This window comes from Dyadobacter pollutisoli (assembly GCF_026625565.1).
In the GTDB taxonomy this organism is placed as follows: Bacteria; Bacteroidota; Bacteroidia; order Cytophagales; family Spirosomataceae; genus Dyadobacter; species Dyadobacter pollutisoli.
In genome coordinates this window covers 3,734,977-3,758,941 of the sequence record NZ_CP112998.1, presented here as the reverse complement: position 1 = coordinate 3,758,941, position 23,965 = coordinate 3,734,977, and the positions used below count along the sequence as shown (strand labels likewise).

23 protein-coding genes are annotated in these 23,965 nt (G+C 47.0%); 6 read left to right on the top strand and 17 right to left on the bottom strand.

What is annotated here, in order from left to right; translation table 11 throughout:
* Positions 1 to 32: 32 nt before the first annotated feature.
* The 4 genes from ON006_RS15355 to ON006_RS15340 all read right to left on the bottom strand — a co-directional run bounded on the left by ON006_RS15355 (position 33) and on the right by ON006_RS15340 (position 4,485).
* Positions 33 to 1,532 (bottom strand): L-fucose/L-arabinose isomerase family protein, encoded by a 1,500-nt coding sequence (locus ON006_RS15355; protein ID WP_244823047.1) that lies wholly within the window; start codon positions 1,530 to 1,532, stop codon positions 33 to 35.
* 65 nt (positions 1,533 to 1,597) lie between these two features.
* Positions 1,598 to 2,860 carry an MFS transporter gene (locus ON006_RS15350; RefSeq protein ID WP_244823048.1) on the bottom strand — a complete coding sequence of 421 codons (1,263 nt, stop codon included), beginning with the start codon at positions 2,858 to 2,860 and terminating at the stop codon, positions 1,598 to 1,600.
* Positions 2,861 to 2,995: 135 nt separating this feature from the next.
* Positions 2,996 to 3,772, bottom strand: coding sequence for an exodeoxyribonuclease III (gene xth / locus ON006_RS15345; protein ID WP_244823049.1), 777 nt, complete (start codon positions 3,770 to 3,772; stop codon positions 2,996 to 2,998).
* A 65-nt stretch (positions 3,773 to 3,837) separates the two neighbouring features.
* Positions 3,838 to 4,485 (bottom strand): 3-keto-alpha-glucoside-1,2-lyase-like domain-containing protein, encoded by a 648-nt coding sequence (locus ON006_RS15340; protein ID WP_244823050.1) that lies wholly within the window; start codon positions 4,483 to 4,485, stop codon positions 3,838 to 3,840.
* Positions 4,486 to 4,598: 113 nt separating this feature from the next.
* On the opposite strand from ON006_RS15340, the gene ON006_RS15335 reads away from it, so the two are divergent.
* Both ON006_RS15335 and ON006_RS15330 read left to right on the top strand, forming a co-directional pair.
* Positions 4,599 to 5,918, top strand: coding sequence for a hypothetical protein (locus ON006_RS15335; RefSeq protein ID WP_244823051.1), 1,320 nt, complete (start codon positions 4,599 to 4,601; stop codon positions 5,916 to 5,918).
* Positions 5,919 to 6,027: 109 nt separating this feature from the next.
* On the top strand, positions 6,028 to 7,494 hold the full coding sequence (locus tag ON006_RS15330) for a Gfo/Idh/MocA family protein (protein WP_244823052.1): 1,467 nt from the start codon (positions 6,028 to 6,030) through the stop codon (positions 7,492 to 7,494).
* Between the two features lie 76 nt (positions 7,495 to 7,570).
* On the opposite strand, the gene ON006_RS15325 is transcribed toward ON006_RS15330, so the two are convergent.
* Complete coding sequence (locus ON006_RS15325; protein WP_244823053.1) at positions 7,571 to 8,461, bottom strand: phytanoyl-CoA dioxygenase family protein; 891 nt, start codon at positions 8,459 to 8,461, stop codon at positions 7,571 to 7,573.
* A 160-nt stretch (positions 8,462 to 8,621) separates the two neighbouring features.
* Between ON006_RS15325 and ON006_RS15320 the strand changes: the two genes are divergently transcribed.
* Complete coding sequence (locus ON006_RS15320) at positions 8,622 to 9,509, top strand: AraC family transcriptional regulator (protein ID WP_244823054.1); 888 nt, start codon at positions 8,622 to 8,624, stop codon at positions 9,507 to 9,509.
* Between the two features lie 157 nt (positions 9,510 to 9,666).
* On the opposite strand, the gene ON006_RS15315 is transcribed toward ON006_RS15320, so the two are convergent.
* From ON006_RS15315 to ON006_RS15295, 5 genes are all read right to left on the bottom strand, one after another.
* Positions 9,667 to 9,873, bottom strand: coding sequence for a plastocyanin/azurin family copper-binding protein (locus ON006_RS15315; RefSeq protein ID WP_244823055.1), 207 nt, complete (start codon positions 9,871 to 9,873; stop codon positions 9,667 to 9,669).
* A gap of 15 nt (positions 9,874 to 9,888) precedes the next feature.
* Entirely contained in the window at positions 9,889 to 10,656 is a 768-nt protein-coding gene (locus tag ON006_RS15310; RefSeq protein ID WP_244823056.1) for a LytR/AlgR family response regulator transcription factor, read from the bottom strand.
* A 54-nt stretch (positions 10,657 to 10,710) separates the two neighbouring features.
* Positions 10,711 to 11,736, bottom strand: coding sequence for a sensor histidine kinase (locus ON006_RS15305; RefSeq protein ID WP_244823057.1), 1,026 nt, complete (start codon positions 11,734 to 11,736; stop codon positions 10,711 to 10,713).
* 72 nt (positions 11,737 to 11,808) lie between these two features.
* Positions 11,809 to 14,187, bottom strand: coding sequence for a TonB-dependent receptor (locus tag ON006_RS15300; RefSeq protein ID WP_244823058.1), 2,379 nt, complete (start codon positions 14,185 to 14,187; stop codon positions 11,809 to 11,811).
* Between the two features lie 89 nt (positions 14,188 to 14,276).
* On the bottom strand, positions 14,277 to 14,927 hold the full coding sequence (locus tag ON006_RS15295) for an NAD(P)H-dependent oxidoreductase (RefSeq protein WP_244823059.1): 651 nt from the start codon (positions 14,925 to 14,927) through the stop codon (positions 14,277 to 14,279).
* 107 nt (positions 14,928 to 15,034) lie between these two features.
* Here ON006_RS15295 and ON006_RS15290 point away from each other — a divergent pair, with 107 nt between their 5' ends.
* Positions 15,035 to 15,937, top strand: coding sequence for a LysR family transcriptional regulator (locus tag ON006_RS15290; RefSeq protein WP_244823060.1), 903 nt, complete (start codon positions 15,035 to 15,037; stop codon positions 15,935 to 15,937).
* Positions 15,938 to 15,946: 9 nt separating this feature from the next.
* Here the strand turns inward: ON006_RS15290 and ON006_RS15285 are convergent, their stop codons facing one another.
* The 5 genes from ON006_RS15285 to ON006_RS15265 all read right to left on the bottom strand — a co-directional run bounded on the left by ON006_RS15285 (position 15,947) and on the right by ON006_RS15265 (position 20,687).
* Positions 15,947 to 16,579 (bottom strand): response regulator transcription factor, encoded by a 633-nt coding sequence (locus tag ON006_RS15285; RefSeq protein WP_244823061.1) that lies wholly within the window; start codon positions 16,577 to 16,579, stop codon positions 15,947 to 15,949.
* 82 nt (positions 16,580 to 16,661) lie between these two features.
* The gene (locus tag ON006_RS15280) at positions 16,662 to 17,723 is read right to left on the bottom strand and encodes an ATP-binding protein (RefSeq protein ID WP_244823062.1); all 1,062 of its coding nucleotides are present in this window, start codon (positions 17,721 to 17,723) and stop codon (positions 16,662 to 16,664) included.
* 34 nt (positions 17,724 to 17,757) lie between these two features.
* Positions 17,758 to 18,432 carry a hypothetical protein gene (locus ON006_RS15275; RefSeq protein ID WP_244823063.1) on the bottom strand — a complete coding sequence of 225 codons (675 nt, stop codon included), beginning with the start codon at positions 18,430 to 18,432 and terminating at the stop codon, positions 17,758 to 17,760.
* A gap of 2 nt (positions 18,433 to 18,434) precedes the next feature.
* Positions 18,435 to 19,415 (bottom strand): hypothetical protein, encoded by a 981-nt coding sequence (locus ON006_RS15270; RefSeq protein ID WP_244823064.1) that lies wholly within the window; start codon positions 19,413 to 19,415, stop codon positions 18,435 to 18,437.
* 135 nt (positions 19,416 to 19,550) lie between these two features.
* Positions 19,551 to 20,687, bottom strand: coding sequence for a helix-turn-helix domain-containing protein (locus tag ON006_RS15265; protein WP_244823065.1), 1,137 nt, complete (start codon positions 20,685 to 20,687; stop codon positions 19,551 to 19,553).
* 104 nt (positions 20,688 to 20,791) lie between these two features.
* Here ON006_RS15265 and ON006_RS15260 point away from each other — a divergent pair, with 104 nt between their 5' ends.
* Entirely contained in the window at positions 20,792 to 22,249 is a 1,458-nt protein-coding gene (locus ON006_RS15260) for a S41 family peptidase (RefSeq protein WP_244823066.1), read from the top strand.
* Between the two features lie 94 nt (positions 22,250 to 22,343).
* Complete coding sequence (locus tag ON006_RS15255; RefSeq protein WP_244823067.1) at positions 22,344 to 22,676, top strand: YegP family protein; 333 nt, start codon at positions 22,344 to 22,346, stop codon at positions 22,674 to 22,676.
* Between the two features lie 60 nt (positions 22,677 to 22,736).
* Here the strand turns inward: ON006_RS15255 and ON006_RS15250 are convergent, their stop codons facing one another.
* A complete protein-coding gene (locus ON006_RS15250) occupies positions 22,737 to 23,066 on the bottom strand; it encodes an antibiotic biosynthesis monooxygenase family protein (protein WP_244823068.1) in 330 nt (109 codons plus the stop codon).
* A gap of 67 nt (positions 23,067 to 23,133) precedes the next feature.
* A complete protein-coding gene (locus ON006_RS15245; protein WP_244823069.1) occupies positions 23,134 to 23,907 on the bottom strand; it encodes a helix-turn-helix transcriptional regulator in 774 nt (257 codons plus the stop codon).
* Between the last annotated feature and the right edge of the window lie 58 nt (positions 23,908 to 23,965).

The following is a 23,965-nucleotide window of genomic DNA, read 5'->3' as shown; positions in this document are numbered from 1 at the left end:
GATTGGGCTTGTTTTTGGGTTTGGAACAGTTATTAATCCTGCCTGATGATCACCGATTCCAGGTTGAGGTAATTGGCGATCTTCTGGATAGTATTGGCATGGTGGCCTACACCGAGCGCAAAATGGTGCGTAGGGCCTTCTTTCATCCATCTTTGCAAAAATGTGCGCACGTCAGGTTTGAAAAATCCGCGCGTGTTGGTATTGCCGGTAGGAGGGATCGGCCCCTCGACAGACTGACCTTCGGCGATCACAAATTTGAATTTTCCATCATAAGTAGAGTTGATACTCAGCATCGTAATAGGGCCTTCCTTGATTTTGAACTCCACCCCGGCGCCAAAACCCGGCTTGCCGTGGTACTTCGTAAGGCTTCTCAAAACAGGTCGTCCCTGTGCAATGGCGACATTGTGCGGGCCGTCGTGGCCCACCAGTACAAATCCTTCTTTAAAATCCACCGGGTGGAACTCCGCAAAGCTACCGCCTATGCCTAAACGTTCCATGATCAGCATCGCAAAGCAGGTTTTGAGGTCCGACTCGCCGCACATTGGAAATCCTGCACCGGTCAGCAGTGAATTCCCGACAATGAGGTTGGACATCACCGTGCGCGTTTCGCTATTTTCGGGACCTTCGTAGTAATAAGCCAGGCCGTCCAGTTTCTTTTCTTCAATGAATTTTTCAAGGGCGACGGTTACCCGGGCAGCGATTTCAAGATCCGAATCCCTGAGTTTTTCCGAAATCGGGTCAGAAACAGGATCGGGCGTATCGAAGAAATCGAGGATGCGTTCTTTTACCGGTTCAATTTCCTCCGGGCCCGATCGCTGGTACTGGGTCACGATCTCGTGCGCCTCGCATTGTACAATGTGCGCGCCAAAGTGCGCGGTGAACATTGTCGAGTCGGAATGCATATCCAGCATCGCCTCGATCGGGTGACCAATGTGACCGATCCGGGAAGTTTTCAAATCGTGCAAAACGGCTGCAATGCGGCAGTACTCTTCGATTTCGGCATCGGCCTGCGGATCGTCGTACAATGTTCCGATGATCATATCAGGTACTTTTTTACCCATACGTGCAGCTACGCCCGCAAACTCGGGCAGCGAGCAGATGTCATCATTATACAGCTGCATGTATGTGGAAGCACGCGTGTAATCCATGGCCTGGTCGGGTTGCAGGGCCACGAGCACGATCGGTACGTTGACGCTGCGAATAATGGTACCAAATGTGTTGGAAGTCGCATAGGTAACCATATCGCAGAATATCAGGTCCAGATTGGCCGCATTCAGCTTGGGTACCAGCTGGTAAGCCTTTTCTACATTATCCACCAGTCCAAAGTCGATCACTTCCGCGTGTGATCCGGTTTGTATTTTTTCAATGAAAATGGCCTGCTTTCGTAGCATATCGTCTAGCAGCCCCTCAAACTGGCTCCAATACTTATAATAACCGACTCCAAAAACACCGATCCTGGGACGGGTTGGCTTTCGTATCTGGATGATGGCCTGCTGCGTTACGTGGTTTTCGCTTTGTAATGGATTTCCCATAATTGATTTATATTTTTTCTAATTTTTAAATTCTTAACGCACTAAGTTATTTCAGACAAAATTTTTTAATTCGTGATCACGTCCGAGCTTACCTGCGCAGTTTCAACTTCCTGAAACAGGAACCGGATTTTGGGTATTAACAAAACAAAGGCCGCGAATGCAACCGGGTATAGCAGCCCCGCGGCGATCCACATGGGTCTGTAAGAGTAATCCTGCACGATTTTGCCGATCAATGGGTTGAGTACCAGACTCGAAATCGCCCCGGCGGTACCCGAAAGTCCCACGACCGTGGACGTAGCTTTTGGGCCAAACATATCCGAAATGCAGGTAATGTAATTGGTGATCCAAAAGCCATGCGCAAACATATAAACCGCCATCATCGCTACGGCAACCGCAACTTCGGATGTGTACTCGGTCAATGGAACTGCCAGCGTCAGTGCTGCCGCGAATCCCATGACCGTTTTGCGGGCCTTGTTAATGCTGAAATTACTTTTTACCAGCCTGTCCGACAGAAAACCACCCAGTACATTGGCGACGCCCAGCGCCAGAAACGGTATCCAGAACAACCCACCGATTTGTTCAAAAGGCACACCGCGCACCTGATTCAGGTATTTTGGTATCCAGAACAGCATAAAATACATTACCGGATCAAGCAAAAAGCGCATGAAAATGAATACCCAGGTTTCTTTTAATTTCAATATTGTAGAGAATGGAATGTTACCCGTAGTTTCGGCGACTTCCTGACGGACGGCAATGTTCGAAACTGTTTTTTGCCAGGGAATCATTAGCCAAACTGCTACCCAGACTATACCAACCAGCCCCGGGATCACAAAACCAGCACGCCAGCCGAAATATTCCGAGATCCAGATCGTGAGGGGAGGCGCAATTACCGCCCCGATGGCAGAGCCTCCGATGGCGATTCCGTTGGCCAACGCCCTTTCTTTTTTGTCAAACCAATCATATACCGTCTTGGCGGCTCCGGGAAAACAGGCGCCTTCGCCCATACCCAGAAAGAACCGGAAAGCAATAAGCTGCGATAGGTTGTTCATGACGCCATGCATTGCATTAGCCACCGACCATACGCCCACGGCCACTGCAAGGCCTTTTTTTGCCCCGATCCGGTCGATCAGCCAGCCGCCTGCTGTGAACATGAATGCATAGCTGAGCAAAAAACTGGTGTTGACCCAGCCGTACTCTATATCATTGAAACCAAACTCTTTCTGGATCCTGATGATCGCGATGGAAAGCACCTGCCGATCGAGAAAACTCAATCCCGTGGCAACAAATACCATCATGACTACAAACCAGCGGATAGAGTCTCTTTTCATATATCTTAACGCACTAACTTAATTTCATTCAAAAGTAAAGTCAGAAAATACCAAAAGCAAATTTTTGTAATTAATTATTAAAAAATTAACATATAAGTTCCCCCGCGGACTTAGCCCAAGGGTGAAGCCTTGGGCTTACTCGTCTGCCAGCTCAATCCAGGTGGGGGCGTGGTCGCTGCTTTTCTCCCAGCCGCGCACGTGACGATCGACCCCGGCGGCTAGCAGGCGCTTGTCCAGATGGGGGCTAAGCAGAAAATGATCGATGCGCAGGCCTGCATTCCGTCCGAATGCATTGCGAAAATAGTCCCAGAATGTATAAATGACCTCGTTAGGGTGCAGTTTGCGCAAGGCGTCGGTCCAGCCCTGGTCGACCAGCGTTTTAAAAGCAGCGCGGACTTCGGGGCGGAACAATGCATCGTCTACCCAGCGTTCGGGTTTGTACACGTCGATCTCGGTCGGCATCACATTATAGTCGCCAGCCATCACCACGGGCACGCCAAATTCCATTAACTCGGCGGCATGAATGGTCAGTCTTTCGAACCATTTCATTTTATAGTCCAACTTGGGTCCGGGAGCAGGATTGCCGTTGGGTAGATACAGGCACGCAACCAGTATTCCGTTAACGATCGCTTCGATGTACCGGCTGTGCAAATCCTCTTCATCGCCGGGCAACGCCCGCCGTACTTCCTGCAGCTCTGCATTGCGGGCCAATATTGCTACACCGTTCCAGCTTTTTTGTCCATGCCAAATCGCATTGTAACCTGCATCCAGTATCGCTTGTTCAGGAAATTTCTCCTCCGGGGCTTTTAATTCCTGCAAACAAACTACATCCGGCTGGCTTTCAGCAAGCCAGCGAAGCAGTACCGGCAGACGTCCATTTACTCCATTGACATTATATGTGGCTATTTTCATAAAAAGATCAGTTTTATCATTTGATCTGAATGTATAAAAATCAAGCCCTTAATTTAATCAATGTATCATTCCCTCGCTGGTGTAATCTCTAAATTGGCAAAAGAACCATTCGAAGAGTTACCAGTCCAGAGGGCGATGTTACCCGAGGCCAGGGTGCCTAAACGCTCCACTTCCAGGCACGGGTCGGTCGCATTGTTAACAAAAACCTTCACGGATTTGCCATTGACGATGATTTTCGCGTGAAACCAGTCCTCTGCGTCTGGCACGGGATTCACCCTTTTTTCATACTTGCCCGGCGTATCGGCCCGAAGCTTTTCCCAGGGATAGTCAGGCATCGACACATATTGAACTGCTCTCAGTCTGCGAGCTGTGTCAGGGTTCATAAAGTTGAATGGACGAAAATAAACTACTTCATAATGTTTCGCATCCTGAACATGGAAGGCCACGCCCACAAAACTTTTTTGCAGCACATTCCTTCCTTTCACGTCAAATTCAATAGTACCATTGACAAATGAATGATCTTTTAACGTCACGAGACCATCATTGACGGCTTCATTGACCCGAAGTACTTTCTTGCCGGATTCAGTGATGATTTCAGTTTTTCTGTTGGTTACATTCCAAATGTCGGGCGAATGGAGATCGGGGCGGACAGTTTGGGCAGATGCCTGGCAAGCGAAGAGATAGATCAGAAATAATGTTACCAAGGATTTCATAGGCTAATCGATTTGACATTGAGTTAAAGACTCCTGCAAAATTCGGTTAAATGGTCTATTTTTGATTGTTCAAATTCAAGTCAAATCAGTGCAAATTATTTTCTGTTATCCAAATGGCCAAAAACGGAGAAGAACCTGAAATAAACCGTTGCCTGCTGCTGATCGAGTCGAAACTGGGCTGGGGAAGCAGTGAGGGCTGGGTCCACTATGATTTTGAAAAACTGAGCGACATTGTCAATGACAGTACCGGCGTCCGGCTGAGTACTTCTACATTGAAACGTATTTGGGGAAAACTGAAATACGACCACGCGCCCACGCTTACTACATTAAATACCCTGGCGCAATATGCCGGTTATGCGGATTGGAGGGATTTCAAGCGAAATGAGGCCGTGGTAACAGACATTACCCACACCAAAATTGACGGGGATAGCACTTCGCAAACCATTGAGCCAGTATTGCCCCCAGCGGACCCGCCACGGACTCCTGCCATGCCGGTTAAGCCCAAACATTTCCAATATTATTGGTTTTTGGCGCTGGTACCGCTCTCCCTGCTTGGTTATACATTGATTTCCTCGAAACAAAATTCGCTGGATAGCAGTGCATTTTCATTTCGTACGGATAAAATGGTCGCGGAAGGAGTCCCCAATTCAGTCGTCTTTCATTACGATGCCCGGGCTGCCGTGACCGACTCTGTTTTTATCGTGCAAACCTGGGATATCACCAGAAAGCGGCTGGTACCAAAGGACCGGCATGAACATTCGGCGATCTACTATTACCCTGGTTTTTTCAACACCAAGCTGATTGCCGATAACCAGATCGTTAAGGCACAGGATCTGTGGATTACGTCCAAGGGATGGCTTTGCCTGGCAGAGGATGAGCCGGTACCGCTTTATTTTAAAAATGAGGAATGCCAGAAAGACAGTATGGTGTCAGTAGAAGAGGAGCTTTTGAAAAAATATAACCTGTCACTTCATCCCAAACCACCCAGGATCCGGTTTTTCAATCAGCGCGATATGGGCGATCTGATGAGCGATAATTTCACTTTTGAGACTACTATTAAAAACAATTTTGACCAGGGTACCAACACCTGCCAGCCGGTTCAGGTGCTCATTCAATGTAAAAACGATATCATTATCATCCCACTGGCTGCCAAGCCTTGCATTGGTGATATGTCGCTCGCTTTCTGCGGGGCATATATAAGTAGCAAAGACGCAGATCTGTCGAAATTTGGAGCCAACCTCACTGAATGGACCAAGCTGCGGGTGGAAACCGTGAACAAGCATGCAACATTGTTTGTAAATGGTGTGAAGGCTTATTCGCTTACTTTTCCAAATAAGACTACCGGGATTGTAGGCGTGCAAATGCGGTTTAACGGTACCGGCGCGGTGAAAGACACCTGGTTTGAGAGCAAAGGAAGGGTGATCAGATTATAGTATGACCAAGGTTTTGCAGGGCTTAACAAAATAATAATTTGTTTAATCAGATTAAAAATAGCCCGATCTCCCTTTTAATGGTAATACCTTAAATCTTTAACCTGGAAAAATGGAAAAACCGAATACAAAAAACGAACAATCTGCTTCGACGAGAAGGGATTTTATTAAAGCTTCGACCGTTGCCGCAGCGGGTATCATGATCGTCCCGCGCCACGTGCTGGGCGGGAAAGGTTTTACAGCCCCAAGCGACAAGCTTCTGGTAGCCGGTGTTGGGGTAGGAGGTAAAGGAACTTCCGACCTTGCCAATTTCGCGAAAAGCGGTAAAGCCGACATCGCATACCTCTGCGACGTGGACGACCGCCGCGCTGCTACCAGCGTAACCAATTTCCCAAAGGCCAAATACTACAAGGACTTCCGGGAAATGTTCGATAAGGAATCCAAAAATTTTGATGCGGTTTCGGTATCAACACCCGACCATACCCATGCCGTGGTAGCCATGGCCGCCATGCAGCTGGGCAAGCACGTGTACGTACAAAAACCGATGACGCACGATATTTATGAAGCCCGTAAGCTGACGGAAGCAGCTGCCAAGTACAAAGTCGTGACGCAAATGGGCAACCAGGGTTCGTCAGGCGACGGTGTGCGTACGCTTCACGAATGGTACGACGCTGACATTATTGGCGACGTAAGCGAGGTATTTATCTGGACCAACAGGCCGATCTGGCCGCAAGGTATTCCCTGGCCGACCGACAAGCCTGCCGTTCCGAAAGAACTGGACTGGGACTTGTGGCTGGGAACGGCTCCTAAAAAAGATTATGTTGAAAACCTGATCCCTGGTAGCTGGAGAGGCTGGTGGGACTATGGTACCGGCGCATTGGGCGACCTGGGCTGCCACCTGATGGAGGCTCCGTTCCGCGTGCTTGGACTGAAATATGCGACGGATATGCAAGCCAGCGTAGGCAGCGTGTTCACGGCATTTGGCAAAAGAGGCGTGTTCCCTGACAGCTGCCCGCCGTCAAGCCACGCGACATTGACTTTCCCGAAAACCCCAAAAACCAAAGGCCCGGTGATCATGCACTGGATGGACGGTGGTATCAAGCCGGAACGTCCGGAAGAGCTGGGACCAAATGAATTGTTCGGTGACGGTAACAGTGGTATCTTGTTTGTGGGTTCAAAAGGCAAGATGATGGCCAGCGAATATGCCGCTAATCCCCGCCTGCTGCCACTTTCGAAAATGCAGGAAGTGAAAGTGAAACAAAAATTTGCCCGTGTGCCCGGAAGCGCCGAAGGTCACTATGCACAATGGGTGGAAGGATGTATCGCAGGATACGGCAAAATGGAACTGAGCTCGCCGTTTGAGCTGGCTGGCCCATTGACCGAAGCGATCCTGGGAGCCAACCTGGCGATCCGCGGTGCTGATATGCCGAAAGCAAGAGAAGACGGAAAAGGCTTTACGTATCCTGGAAGCAACATGAAAATGCTTTGGGACGCGCAAAATATGAAGGTTACCAACTTCGACGAAGTAAACCAGTATGTCCGCCGCAACTATCGCGAAGGATGGAGCCTGGGCGTGTAACTTTTGAATTGAAATAAAGAAGAGCCGGAATATTTTACATTCCGGCTCTTTCTGTAATCAGTGGGTTATTTTACAATCAATTGAGATTCGGATCAAAAAGTAGCGGGAAAAATTGTCCGTCCAGTTTCTGGTCTTTGGTAACGACGGGCACGCCAGCAAGCAGTTCCTCGTCCGTTTGCGACGTGGTACCGTCGCTGAACACATTCAGCACAAAAGCCCTTCTGGATCTTTCCGACTTGTTTTCATAAGAGCCGTGTACCATGAGCGGATGATGAAATGTGCCGTAACCTTTCTTCATTTCAATGGGTACCGGTTTAAATTCTGCCCTTTGCTCATCGGTCAGGTAGGCCATGAGACCTTCCATATCGCCAGCCAGCTCCGGCTTGTCCAGCAACCCCCAGCGGTGACTTTTGGGTACATAATAAAGGCATCCATTCTCCACACTCGCATCGTCCAGGCCGGTCCAGCAGGTAAGATGCTGCATGGGGACCGTGCGCGTCCAGTACGAATAATCCTGGTGCCAGGCCACCACGCCGCCGTGATGTGCAGGCTTACAAAATAACTGATCATGCCAGAAACGGACAGCAGTATCACCAAGCAGCTGGCTCGCCGCCATGACAAAAGCGGGGTTCCAGAGTACATCGTGAAAGCCCACCGTAACCCTCCATGCACCCAGTGCGTGCATCAGTACCGAGTTCGGATCGCTGGATTCATTGGAATGAAACTCATAAAATAAATGATGGCCGGGGTGCGCCGGGTTGGTATTAATGGTCAGTTCCAGATTCAGAACATCTACCTGCCAGGGTTCCAATAATTTAATGTTGGACAGGTAACCATTTTCGTGAAAGAAACTGATTTGCTCGTCGGTGAGCCGGTACTGGGCCCATTCATCAGACGAAAGGGGTTGTTTAAAAAGGTCGGATACCAGTTCATGGTATCCGGACAGGTCAGTGGTTTCTAAAATCATGGGTTTAGGAATAGTCGCTATGAATAAGCATAGACAAATATCGGCGAAACAGTTTCTGGTCGCATTGCCGATATTGATCAATTAGTTGCTTATTTTGTAGAGTTATTTTTTTATCAAACTATAATTAATGCATAATAGGCAATGTACAATGCAGTAATTCATGAAAGCACTTTTTGAAAGAACCCAAAGATCACCTGAAAACTCATTCACCGTGTTTCTCCATGAAGTGGACGAATTCGACGCGCCGTGGCATTACCATCCCGAATATGAGCTCACACTGATCCTGAATAGTCAGGGTGTACGTTATGTAGGCAACAGTATGGAGAATTTTGATGCAGGCGACTTGGTGATGGTGGGCCCTAATCTGCCGCATTGCTGGAAAAATACCGGAGAAAACCCTGGAAAAGCGCGTGCTGTGGTAGTGCAATGGTCGGAGGACTTACTGGGGGCTGGCTGGACCGAAAATCCCGAGTTTAAACCCATTCAGCGACTTTTGCAGCTGTCGGGCCAGGGTATACGGTTTAGCCCAGCGGTTTCGGAACGGGTTCAGGACTGGGTACAGAGCTTACCGACATTACCTCCCTTTCCAAGACTGATGCGATTGCTGGAAATACTTGATTTCCTTGCCGGTGCTAGCGATTTAGAGCTTTTATGCGAACAAGGTTTTACCTATCCACTCAATTTTGACGATAATCAAAGGATCAATCTGGTGTATGGCTACATTAGGGAGCACTATCAGGATAAGGTCACCCTGGCGCAGGTCGCGGAACTGGTACATATGAGCGAAGAGGCGTTCTCCCGGTTTTTCAGCAAGATCATGCACAAGCCTTTATTTACTTTTTTAAATGAATACCGGATCACGATGGCCAGCAAAATGCTGATCGAAACCGACATGCAGATTGCCGAGATCGGCTATGCGTGCGGATACGATAGCCTGCCTTTCTTTTACCGGCAGTTCAGGAAATTTGCCCAAATGGCGCCCTTGGGCTACCGCAAGCAGTTTCGGGAAATGACAAAACAGCCTGATCAGACGGAATTCTTTGTTTAACTGTGCACAATGTTACATACCTACGGTATTTGAAACCTCATTCATGCTGCCTTGCTACCATTATTACGTCCCTGACGGGACTTGTCCTTCATATTGAATGGATTCCATTCAATATATTAGTAACATTTATTTTCTTGCCCAACTCATTCCAATAATCTCAACTCCGATATTTCACAACTAACATCCCCTGCATCACCCGCCAATGTGCCGGGAAAGAACATATAAATGGATAGTCTCCGGCCTGGTCAGGTGCTTTGAATTCTAAACGATAACTCTTCCCTGAATTCACAAGCGGCGTGGCTAAAAGTACATCCGTTGAGGCCGGGACGGAGTTTTTTTCAAAATCATCTTTCAAACTGGCCATCGCGTCGGCGGCTTCCTACTCGTCCAGCCAGGCTTTGAAAGCGGGCGCTTTTTCCCTGCTGACCATAATTTCCTGGGCAGTTTCGGGGCGGAGCTCTACTTTGAGTTTGCCATTGAAATAGGTGTAGATCTTCTGAATGGCGGTGATGCGGCCGATGAACTGGCGGTTGAGCCGGAAAAAGCTGAGTGGATCGATCATTGATTCCAACTCTTCAAGATTGTAGTCTACCAGAAACTGCCGACCATCGCTGGCCACCAGGCAAGACATTTCATTGGCCGTATAGAAGTACGCCACCTGTTCCTGATGTATAGGGACAAGCTGCTCGCCGTTTTTGACCAAAAACCTGGTTTTATAAGTCCTGCGGCTCATTTCCAAACTATCGAGCATGGATTCCACTTTTTGGGCATAGGCCTGAGGCGAAAAATCCTGCTTGAAATTCTCATACTTCTTGATCGCCTCTTCCAGTTCGGGTAGCTTAATGGGTTTCAGGAGGTAATCAATGCTTTTTACTTTGAATGCCTTGATCGCGTACTCGTCGTAGGAAGTGGTAAATATGATAGGACTGTGTGCCGGAAAATCTTCAAAAATCTGAAAACTAAGTCCGTCGGAAAGCTGAATGTCGGAAAAAATAATGTCCACCGTCTGCCCGGATTTGAACCAGCGCTTGGCCGATTCGACACTTTCCAGCACACCGGATATCTCTATACGAGAGTCCAGTTTTTTGAGCAATTTTTCGAGCCGCTCGGCTGCGGGATATTCGTCTTCAATGATCAATGCTTTCATATTCATGGCAATGGGCTCCTATGCATGCGCCAGCAGTGGAGCAAGAAAATGATTTTAAACCAACTGGCTGATCAATGGAATTTTGACCGTAAACAACTCGGAGCTTTGAATGATCTCTACCCGTCGCTCGGTGAGGAGGCTGTACCTGTTTATGATATTTTGCAGCCCTACCCGTGTCGATTTTTCAAGTATCGTCTTCTCCTGAATATTATTTTCAACAACAAGATATTGATTTCCTTCCTGCCTGATGCTGATTTTCAATGGATTATCCTTGGAGGCAATGTTATGCTTGATCGCGTTTTCAATGAGCATCTGAATGCTGAGCGGCGTCACATGCTGCCGGTAAGTATCCGGCGAAATGTGCTTTTCCACTAGCAGATTGTCCCTGAACCTGATCTTGTTGAGATAAACGTAGGCATCCAGAAAAGTGATTTCCTCGTCGAGCTGCACCGTATTTTTGCTCCTGCTCACGAGCACATACCGGTATACATCCGAAAGCCTTTCCAGGTATTGCTGCGCATCCACATTGGTATCGTCGATCAGTGCGGCAAGGGTGTTCATGCTATTGAAAAGAAAGTGCGGGTCCAGCTGATTTTTAAGTACAGCGAGCTGGGTTTCAATGCCTTCCCGCATCAGTGACTCGGTTTTCCTTACATTCAGTTTCCAGGCTTCGAAGAAATAAATAGCTTCATAAACCAGGTACACAAGCAGGGTAGGTAGTAAACTGATCCGGAAGCCCAGCAGGATGCCAGTCCGGGCGTTGAATGTCTTGCAAAGGATCTCATCGAGGATAAATGTGGTCGCAAGCGTGTAAGCAAGTGCCAGTACCGCTTCAAAAAGCAGCCTTTTGGTGGTTTGGCTGTAATTCGGGAAAATGCGGCGCATAAGCATGATAATGTACCGGTTGCCTTCCCAAAGCGCCACCGTAATCACGAACGAGATGCCAACAGAAAGCATGTAATTGGCGCTTAGTCGCCGAAAATCATCGAAACTCAGCACCATAGGAATGATCAAAGAAAGCAACGGGATGCCGATCAGACGCATTTTTGCATCATTGAGCTTGTATAGGGATTCACTCATTGTTTTCTCCACGTCGTTTTCTTTGACCTTAAAATTCGCAAATAAATACTAACATTAGACCATTCGGCAAGGCTAAAATGTGAACCTGAACATGGGTACCGGGAAAAATCCCTGCTGATACTCGGTCGCCATGCTGTTGGTACGCGGGTTGTAGGTTTGCTGGAATATGTTTTTGGCAGCGCTCACATTTTGCAGGTCCAGCGACGCTTCAATGGTGCTTTTGCGCAATTCTTTACGATAGGTAAGTCGTACGTCCGTCCTGAAATATGCGTTCTGGCGTTGAGAAAAAGCATTGCGTTCGTCGTACACGGCCCCGCCGCGACGTCGCGATTCTTCCAGGTTCAATGGCGAAATGTATTTCCCACCCACAAAAGTGGTTTTGATACTGGCGCTCACAATATTATTTGCACCAATTTTAATTTCCTTACCTGCCAGAATATTGAGTACATAATGGCTGTTAAATGCTGTGTTTCGCTGAATTCCGTCGCTTCCTTTGTATTTCGAATCAAATAATGAGGTCGTGATCAGGAAATAGTAGCCGCGGTTGAAATACCTTTCCAATGTAAGTTCCACGCCATAATTCCTGCCGGTGCCTTTATTGATAAGGCTGTCCTCGTCCATATTTCCAAAATCACTGCCGGTATTGAGCACTGAAAACGACGAGCTATTGCGTTCGACCGGTACATTGAAAATGGACTGATAGTAAGGTTCCACTTTTAGCAAAAGGTTTTCAGTCAGCCGGTTTTCGTAACTCAGCACAAAATGGTGACTTTTTGTAAAATCCAGCTTTTTGTTGGTATAAATCGGCCCCGCAGGTGTTGGCGTCTGCACATAATAGGCGTAAGTACTCTGCGCCTGGCTATTCAGCCCATATCCTGCGCTCAGCGACTGACCATTCAGGAAAGTGTATTGAAGACCGAACCTTGGCTCCACAGCGACCTGGTTATTCAAACTAAAATGCTGCGCGTGCAAGCCCGTTGTCAGTTGTAAGTTCTTGTTGATCCGGTACTTCCATTGTCCGTAAGCCTGCGTGATGATGTTGCTTTGGTCTTTGACATTCACCCGAACGGTATCAAATTGGCCGGCATTGTAAATATTTCTGTTAAAAAGATCAAAATTGAGCAGGTCCACGGTGACACCACCATATAAGCTGTGCTTTGTATTGATCTTGTGCTTCATATTCAGCACTGCCGAGTATTTGCGGGTTTTAAATCTGGCCTCACCGCTCAGGAAAGCCTCTCTGGTAACAATGCTGATAGAATCGCCGCTGAAAACCTGGCTGGTTGTACTGGCTCCCAAAGTTAGTTTAGCAAATGTTTTAGGTGAGAGTGTATGTTCGTAGCTCACACCGAAGATGTTAGTACCGTATTTTACCCTGGTGTTTGAGTTTTCGGTACCGTATAAATTGGTGTTGGTTGTATCGACTTCGTTGCCTAGAAAGGTCACATCGCTTTGTCCCACAATACCGAAAAGCGTCAGTTTTCCCTTGGTTCCGGTCGGTACTGCTACTTTGAAGTTCAGATCTGAATAGTCAGGAACCGCGCTGCCTGTGCCGAAATTGATACCAAGCGCTTTGAAAAGGCCCAGTGTTGAGTAACGGTAATTGACCAGGTATGAAGCTTTGGAGTTTTTGGAGAATGGCCCTTCTGCCCCGACTTCAAAACCATTGAAACCAACCTGTCCCAAAAACTCATGTTTGGCATTATTACCTTCCCGCAAACGCAGGTCAAATACGGCTGACAATGCATTGCCATACTGAGACGGAAATGCGCTGGTCAGAAAATCTGATTTATCTAATGTGTTGTTATTGAGCATACTGACGGGCCCTCCCGTACTTCCTAGCGACCCGAAATGGTTTGGGTTGGGAATGTTGAGTCCTTCCAACTGCCACAGCATACCGGTAGGGGAGTTGCCGCGCACGACTATATCATTACGTGAATCGTTACCGGAAACCACGCCGGCATAGTTGGCCGCCATACGCGAAGGATCGCCCAGCGCGCCCGCGTAACGTTTGGTATCTTCCACATTGAAAGAGCGGCCGCTCACCAGCGCCAGTTCATTGTTGGTTTTGGTCTTGTCGTTTTTTCTGTCAGATGTGACCACTACCTCGCCCAGTTCTTTGACCATTTCAGTCAATGTCACATTCAGGACGACTTCCTTTCCTGCGGTAACGATAATATTGGAAAGGCGCTGTTCTTCATAACCGACGGAAGTGATTCTGAATGAATGTCTTCCGGTAGTAATGCCCGTTATTTTGAATTCTCCGTTCACGTCTGTGATCGCACCGACGGGGTTTGCGCCTTCCGCCTGAATGAGCATGACCGACGCGCCAATGACGGGTGATTGCGCCACCTCGTCACGGATTACGCCGCGGATCGTTTGAGTTGCCAGCTGGGCCTGCAGCGGACGAAATGCAAAGAGGCCGATTAAGAGTAGCAAGAAATTTTTCATGTCCAATTATTTAATTAATAACCGGACAAATTTGCGAAGGGGTGTTTTTGGAAAAAACGACACCTGGGGTCAAGTGTCGTTTACAGCGGTTAAACCGGAGTATATTGGGGTTCTTTAGTTTCCAGTTTAGTGGCACTCAGGTAACTAGTACCGGAGAATACCTCAGCGAGGTGATCCCGGTAATAGTCCAGGTCGCGGTTGACGTCCGCATTTTTTTCAACGTCGTGAAAATGAAAGCTTTTCAGAGGGTTCATTCCGGTAAATGCATTCATGCGGTGGAAACCGAACATTGGGCCATCGTCTACGCTAGTTTCATTGAAAAATTCTCCCGGTAATGTAAATGCCGTCGCAGGCGCGTTCCAGCTGGTAGTAAGCATGTAGTGTTTGCCGTGCAGCTGTCCACCAGTGCCGTAATTGATGGCGGGGTTGTCGAATTTGCGTCCGTCGCTGTGGTAAATGCCTTTGTTATGACCGGCTGTAAATACGACGTCAATGTATTTTTTGAAATCGTGCGGCAGCTGGAACCACCAAACCGGCGTGTGGTAGATCACCACGTCCGCCCAGTTGTATTTTTCGACTTCTTCGGCAGGGACGTAACCTTTGCTGATATGTGTCGTGCGGACTTCAAAATCTTTATTTCCTTGAAAAAAGGCCTCTGTGGTTGCTGTGACGGAGTTATTATATCTGCCTCCTGAATGTCCGAAGTTTTGGCCGCCGTTAATGATGAATATTTTGGTCATGTCTTTTTGTTTTTCAAATTGCTATGGCACAAAATTACCGGCAGATTAGTTATTATAAAAATAACATAAATCATACATTTGTATCATTATTATAATACTATAAAACAATGGTCAATCTGGAATGGTACCGCACTTTTAAGGCTATATATAAAACCGGGACGCTTACCGGCGCTGCCGAAGCACTTTTTATTTCTCAGCCGGGCGTTAGCCTGCATTTGGGCTCGCTCGAAAGTTATGTGGGTTACAAGCTGTTCGACCGCACAGGCCGTCGCATGATCCCGACCGAGCGGGGCAAGGTCTTGTTTAATTCCATTATCGAACCATTGACCCGGCTGGAAGACACAGAGAAGAACTTTCAGAAAAGCACTGAAAAACATACGCCCACGATCAGCGTAGGAATGTGTTTTGAAACCTTCCAGATCACGCTGGAACAGTACATTTCGACATTACCTTTCAATGTGATCATCCGTTTTGGGGAGTACCGGGAAATGCTCGATCAGCTTGATAAAGGCATTCTGGACCTGATCATCACGCCTCAAAAAGGCACATCACCGAATATTGAGCATGAGGCTTTTTCTTCGGAAACCATTGTAATGGTCTGCGGTAACGAGGTGGACGACACGGCTTTTCACGAATTGCTTAAAAAGAAAGACAAAGATGCGATCCTGGCCTGGCTGAAAGAGCAGAAATGGTATGGAACGACCAGCGACATGGAGCATTTGTTCCGGTTTTGGCAGCTCAATTTCAACAGTAACCCCGACTTCCGGCCTAATTACATTGTTCCAAACATCAATTCCATTGTGCGTTGCCTCACCGGCGGGAATGGCCTGGCGGTGATCCCCGATTTTCTTTGCCGCAAAGAAGTCGAAAACGGGCTGATCAAGGTGTTGTGGGAAGGTTCGCCCAAACTCAAAAACACATTGCACTTCGCCACCCGAAAGCGGACACAATATGGCAGCGAGATCGCGCTGATCAAGAATTTGTTTAGAAAAGTAATGGTGGAAGAATAGTATTAATATTCAAACCAGTTTTTGCCTCAAAGCCTTTGAAACCGCTTCCTGAGAGGAATTGACATGCAACTTTTCGTAGATTTTCCGAATGTGTGAATTGACGGTGTTAATGCTGATGAAACAGGTCTCCGCGATCATTTTGTAACTCTGGCCGTCGACCAGGCATTTCAATATCTCCTTCTCACGTTTGGAAAGGTCATAAAATTCCGGCTCAGGCTGGTTCACAGACTGAAAAAACGACAAAACCTTACGCGCAATGCTGGGGCTCATGGGGGAGCCACCGGTGTAGACTTCCGCAATGGATTCCAGGACCTGATCGGGCGAGGTACCTTTGAGAATGTAGCCCGACGCCCCGGCGCATATGGCCGCGAAAACTTTGTCTTCGTCCTCAAATACAGTTTGCATTAATATTTGAAGGCCCGGAAATTCCTTTTTAATGGTTTTAACCGCTTCGATACCTGATACTTCCGGCATTTTAATGTCCATGATAATCACGTCCGGCTTGGCGCGGGCAACCTTTTGGAGTACGTTGAGGGCATTGGAAAAAACACCGCTCAGCAGGTAATCATCACTGCCATCAAACAGCAGCGAAAGGTTATCGGTAAAGGTTTTATTATCGTCAAAAATGGCTACCCGGATCATGATATTTAAGACTAAAATGTTAGAATTGAACGACTTCGCGTATCAAAGGTCAATAAAGGCGTTCACACAGTCAATAGCGAATTCATGCGATGGGAATGACCATTTTTACCTGCGTTCCATCGCCTGGTTTTGAAACAATTTGCAGGTCACCACCGATCTGCATGGCCCTGTTTTTGAGGTTTCGCAGCCCGTTTCCTTCATTCAAGGAGTCATCGTCAAATCCTTTCCCATTGTCACTGATAAGGATCCATACGTGATTTTTTTCCTTCTGTACGGCCATGGTTACCTGCGTCGCGGCCGAATGTTTGGCGGCATTGACGATACTTTCCTTGAAGATGAGGAACAGGTTTCGCTGTATTTCCAGACCCATTTGCCAGTGTCCGGTGTCTTTGGTTGTGAACTTCAGCTCTATTTTTTTGCTTTGAAGGACTGACTCTGCGAACGATTTGACCTTCTCAAAGAAGTCTTCCGCCTTATCATTCTGAGGGTTAATGACCCACACCACGCCTCGCATCGTCTGCATCATTTCCTTGGATTCGTCCATGATCCGTTCCAGTATCGGGCGGATCTCTTCCGGTTTTTTTTCAAATCGCGACCGCGCCATTTCACCCAAAAAAGTAATGCTGCTCAACGCCGTACCCACATCGTCGTGCAGGTCGGCAGCGATTTCATTCCGGATCTTTTGCAGGCGGATCTGGTTGCGGAGGCGGTACATTCTGATAAAATAAAGAATGATCCCAAGTATCAACAGCGCATAGGCGGCGATCATGGGCACAAACCACGGCCTTTGCCAGAAAGCTTCGTCCAGGTGAAACGGCAGAGAGGCAATGCGTTCGGGATAGTTGAGGTTTTTGACTTGTAATGTATAATCCCCACCGAAAAGATTGATATAATTGACAATGGTATGTTTGCCGTTTTCATGCCAGCGTTTGTCGAAACCATCCAGTCGATATGCATAACGTGCATTCAATGAATCTTTTATATCAATAAATCCGATGATAATGTGCGTCTGGTTGTAGAGAAGTGCAATAGGCTTGCTAATGTTATAGCTGGAATCCTGCTCTTCATTGGTAGCCAGAAAGGAAGTAAACTGAATGTCCTGTGCCTGTACGAGGTTGCACAAAAAGATGCAGGCCACAACCATTGGAGCCAGCCTTTTAAAGACAAATCTGGCACATTTACTTTTCGAATTCTGGCATTTGGTCAAGGCTGGGCAGTTTGGGTTTGACAGACAGAATGATCACGATCAGGCAAATAATCTTGATCAGGTTATAGGCGGGAATGATCTTATCCCACAGCAGGTCCATGAAATTATCTGAAAAATAGGCCGTCAGAAAATTGCTCATGACATCGATAAACAGGTTGACACAAAAATCAATGAGCAGTACCAGCACCAGGAAAAACAGTGGCTCGTTGATGTGAGAGCTGTTTCTGAGGCGGTCGGTAATGTAAATGCCCGATAATGCCATCATGATCACATCGTATGGAATGGTCGATCGCAATTGAAATTCCTGAATACCATACATGATAATATAAAGCCAAACCACGATCCAGATCAGAATGGACAGCCCGGTAATGAGCTTTGGGTTGACGATATGTTTCAGGAGATTTTGAAAGATCATTCCAAATATTACACTACCTAGCAAAGGCATGCAGTAATAAGCCACATTGCGCAATTGCAGCTGAGCGAGGACGGTAACAATAAAAACAGAACAGGCCGAACCAATGATGTACAATCGGAAAGTGGTGTCCAAATGCCGCCACTGCCAGGCACCGGCCAGAATCGGCAGGTACCACAGGTAGGAGCTGATCTGGGCGAGCTGGTCAAAAATATTTTGTATCAGCGCAAGCATGGTTACCTGGGTAGCCTGCGTACACAGGAAGAAGTCATGTTGGGCGTGCTGCCGTCACCCACTGGCGGTGGCTCGGACGGGTTGTCGGGGTCGATGGACACTTGCCTGGTCAGAAACGGCCGACCGGTAGAGAACGGCAAGGTTCCCCAGACGCTTTCGCGCGGATAGTCCTCAATCGTTGCATCCTGGTTTTCGGCCCCGATGGCAATGATATGCATGATTTGAAAGGGTTCATGATTCCGGCTGGCCGATCCGTAACCCAGGAAAAACTTGATTCCTATCCCATTTCCCTCTTCATTCCAAAGCTGGTCAATCAGCGCGTTTTTACCCAAAAAATAACCAGTGACCGAGGTTTGCAAACTGATAGCCCTGAGCCCCCGGCTAGTAGCGGCAGACCTGGATACGCCGGCACCGACAGCTGCGAACACATGGGGCGGGAGGATAATACTAAACTCGGGCGTCACCTGCCGGAACCTTGCTTCGAAATTTTTGCGGAGCTCCTGATAGTAGCTGTCATTTACGTCCATGACGTATGCCTGCGTCTTATCGCCTCTATTAAAGGAAACCGAGGCGAAATCGACCAGTTCGAAAGTCTTGGTAGCACGCTTGAACACGGGCATGGTTTGAGACACCTCATTATATTGTTCAAATATCTCTGGTTTATTGGTTAATGATGCCCTGCGCATCAGCAGCAGCATTTTATTGTTTTCATCGAGGCCGAAATAGACATTCAGCCCGTCGAATTGAAAGTCGGTAGTGAAATCTTTGCCAGGATTGGGGCCATTGCGGTTTTCGGTCAGCAGCTCTTCCAATGTGGTTTTGTCAAGAAAGAAAGAGGCTTGTGAAACATCAATGTTCTTGCTGGTTCGTAATCCCTCAAATCCGGTAATGAGATCGAGAGCTTCCTGTTTGGAAAGCGGGTCAAAAGCATGGTGGGCAGGTGTGATCAGATTAGATACCCTAACAAGACCTCTTGAAGACATAGTGCTGAACGGTTTAGGTTAAACATCTTATTATCTTTTAAAATAATATAGAAATTATCGCATTGTCAATGCGTTGATTTCGGGATATTTACGGGTAAAAATACGTGTAAGCTTATAACTCGTTTGATTAACGCCCTACTTATGCAGCTTAACGTAAGCCGAAGGCGTCATTCCTTCCGATTTTTTGAAAACCTGGTTAAATGTTGCCTTGGAGTTGAAGCCGCATTCCAGCGCAATGCCGAGAATGGATAAATGGCTGTTGGCAGGGTTGACAGCTTGTTTTTTAAACTCATTTAGGCGGTACTGGTTGATCAGCTCGAAGAAATTGCTGCCTAATTCTGCATTGATCGCCTGAGAAAGCTGATGCTTCGGGACGTCCATCATGTCGCTGAGTTCCGCGATGGTGAGGCCGGGATTGAGGTAGGGTTTTTCGCCCGCCATGAGATCCCGCAATTGGGCGGCGATCATTGTACTGCCTTCGCTGTTCAGCCCACTTTTTGAATATTTAGCGGCGGTTGGCTCCTGCAATGGTTCAGGTTTTTGGATCAAATCATTCTGGAATGGAGCAAAGGCCACTTTCTCCTGCAAAAGCTTATAGGCGATCCAGTAAACCATCACCACTACGAGTACGAAATGTGAAGGGTAAATGCCTGAAAAGAGGGGTAACTGATATTTTTTGGCATAAAAAGTGAAAAGCGCAAGAACCAGGAGCCCCAATAGCAGCCACAAAAATTCCTGCAACCAGCGGATATTGACCCGCGCATCATCCGAAAAATACTGGGAGCGTTCTCCGAGATTTCGATAGAAAAACCACAATGCCGCTGACGTAAAACCGATGTGAAGGTAATTGGTCACATGGTTCATCCAGCCAAAATCCGCCTGTACCACGGCCACAGGGTCGGACAAGTAGGCTACTTTCGCGGCGGTTCCCGACCCAAAATAAGGCGCTAGCAAGAGCAGATAAATCAGAAATGGAATGGCGTAGAGCAAATGGATGCGCCGGAAAGTAAAATTAATTTCGACGATACTTTGGGTTAGCAGCAATATCAGCGGTCCGTACAGTACAGGTAAAAGCCACGATAGCCGGCTGAAATGAGGGTATGCGACAAACAGATTTTTGACGTCCAGGCAGATCAGGAAAAGGTGAAAAACGACCAGCAGGATGAAGAATGACAGAATCCGGTTAGGAATCCTGTTAGATCCTTTGTTGTAGAGGAGGAAGATTAGAAAGCTCCCCTGTATGATGCCGGAAAGTAAAAGTGCAAAAATCAAAGTGAATGTGAAACCTCAAAAATAGCCAAATTATTTGGTCTGAACTTGTCGGCAAAGACGTTCGCGATGATTTTTCGGGGAAACATTGCGGAAAATTTTAAAAAATGAAATCGTCAATCTACACCACCATTATTGCGCTGTTCTTGTTTTTCTTCCATGGCCATGCACAGCCTGCCTACGAAAAACGCTATCCGTCCGATCTGCTGATCAAGGATCTTGCCTTTATTAAAACATCTGTCGAAGGACTTCATCCCGGGTACAACCGGTTTGGGAAAAAGGGTGAGTTTGATGCGGCTTGTGATTCTGTTCGCACTATTTTACAAAAGGATGATTCGCTGTCATTGAAAGCATTTTTCAGACTTGTTAATCCGATGCTAGTGAAAATACGCTGCGGGCACACGAAGTTTTTTGCACCCATGAAAGGCTTCCCTTTTTACTTCTATACCGATCATCTGCTCCCTGTCATTGTACGGTTTGACGATGGTGGTCGCTTACTGGTAATCAAATCAATAAATGAACGTTTCCGCGGCAAATTTCTGGAAAAGATCAATGGAAAGCCGGTCACAGAAATAGTGACGGAATTGAGAAAGCAAATGTTCACTGACGGCTTCGTGAGATCATCGGCGGACGCGCAGATCGAGCAGTATTTCAGCGCCTGGTACGCCGACTTTGTTCAGGAAGCTGAGAAATTTCAACTAACCTTCAAAGATGAATCAGGGCAGGAGACATTGTCGGAAGCGGACGGAATTTCTACTGAAACTTGGCAGGAATTGAACAAAAATACGAGTTCACTGATCTCACGGAATCGGCTGGAAATGAAAAACGATTCAGTTGCATTATTGCGGATACCTGGTTTTTATTCCAATAATGGCAATAAACATTTTATTAGTTTTCTGGATTCGAGTTTTACGGAGATTCGGAAAAAGAATATTCAGCACCTGATCGTCGATGTGAGGGATAACGAAGGCGGAAATGATGTCCTTGGAAAAGAGCTGTTTGCCCGCATGGCATTGAAAGATTTCAATTATTATGACCGGATCGAAGTGAAGGCAAAGACCAAAAAACAAGTGCCAAATCATGAGGCGGCTTACTTTCCGAAATTCATTGGTCTGGCCAGGTTCTTCATTCATAAGGATGCACAGGGAAGGCTTTTGTTCAAAAAACATAAAAATCTGGGCGCACACCACCCACGGAAAGATGCCTACCGGGGTAAAGTCTGGTTTCTGACCAATGGTTTGAGCTACTCGGTAACCTCGGAATTTCTGGCCGTGGCCAGGAGTGAAAACCGTGGCATTTTTGTGGGTGCAGAGTCCGGCGGAACTTATGAAGGAGACAATAGCGGCACGTTTGTAATTTTCAAACTACCTGCGACTTCCCTGGATCTGGGCGTTCCAGTAGGAGGATACTATATGGCTGTCAAACCTGGTCAGGAGCCTGGCAGGGGTATTATCCCGGACATCAAAGTTTTACCAACTCGCCAGGACCTGCTGGAAAACCGCGATCCGGCTATCCCATTAGTTATGGGGAAAATAGCGGGGGCCACTTACTCGATTTCACAGTAGATTTGATTAGTTCGTAAATGCAAATTCTATGCCTGAAGCATTGCGTTCATCAAAGATAATCGTACTTTGAATTCTCAATCAAACATATACTACTATGGGTAAATTTGCAGTGTCCACGAGGGCGAACGGTGAATACCAATTCAACCTGAAAGCTGATAATGGACAGACTATTTTGGCAAGCGAAGGATATTCCACCAAAGCCAGCTGTGAGAACGGAATTGAATCCGTCAGGAAAAACGCCCCGGATGATGGTCGCTACGAGCGGTTGACTTCTAAAAATGGTAAATACTACTTCTCCCTCAAAGCAGGGAATGGCCAGGTGATCGGAAGCAGCGAAATGTATGAAAGCACTGCTGGCCGGGACAATGGCATCGAATCGGTGAAGAAAAATGCCCCGGATGCCAAAATCGACGACCAAACGGCATAAATTTTAAAAAGAGGATGGTCAGGCGATCATCCTCTTTTTTCTCCTCTATCATTAATGTAGTTAGTCCAACTTTTTATAAACTCCCCGATCCATGGTGATGTTCAGCCTCATAAACATCTCTGCCATGTTAAAACCTTGCTTTTTATACTCAGCCTGCACGATTTCTTTTGCATTTTTAATAGCCTCTTCACTTTCCCAGACGGCAATGGTAATGTAAACCAGGTTCCCTTGTTGGTCAGCTCTTTCGTAGGCTGTATCTTCAATAAAACCCGGCAGTGTTTTGATCAGGTTTCTGTTAATCTTCACACGTTCGAGAAACTCCTGCTTCCCGTTTTGCGGCACATTGAATTTATCGATAAACTGAACGTTATGCGCGCTGTTAACTTTCATGATGTTGAATGTTTGTTTATGCAAACTTCTCAACAACCGAAACCAAAGTCTTGTAAAAAATCATTGATTACCACTGAACCGGAGATTTCAGAAATTCGGAAGGTGTTTGTCCGGTAAATAATTTGAAGTCTTTATTGAAATGAGGCTGGTCGAAATAACCTGCCTGAAATGCGGTATCTGCCAGGGTTTGTTTTGTAAGTCCACCGTTTACAATGGATTGCATTCTGACGATATAGGAAAATTGTTTGGGAGAAACGCCCGCTATGCGCCTGAAACGTTTTTCAAAAGCATCCTGACTGATAAAAAGCGCGTCCGCTAACTCTTTGATCCTGACAACCCCATTGGCAATGCGAATGCGATCCACAGCAGCGAGTATCAATGCGTCGGGCTTGGAATACGCGATTTTTGATTGTAGAAAGTGCTCGACCAATTGCATTCTCTGAGCATGATCATTTGCTTCCGCCAGCTGTTCTTCAAGTTCGGAAATGTTTCGGAAACCGGTAAAATGATCAAGCGAAACGCTGATCCCGTGCAACTCGTGGAGCGGTTCCCTGAAAAATGCGGCCGCACCGGTTTCCTTAAATATAACCAGAACATTAGCCGCGTTTTTAGAATAACTGATCAGTTGCCCGGACTTTCTCAAACCTGACAAAACTGAAACAGGGAGTTGATTTTGTGCATTATCATTCAAATAACTTACATTACCCCTGAACCGAAAAGCCATCACCAGCGAGGTTTCCGGCAACACCCTGTTCACCAATTCTTCGCCGGATTCAATGATCAGGTACTTTTTGATGAACGGGGCCAGCGCCAGTGATGGCTTAAAGGTCTGAATATTCATTTTAGGAATGGAATGCGATGGGTAGTCTGCTGCGACTTGATGGTAACATTCATTTTCC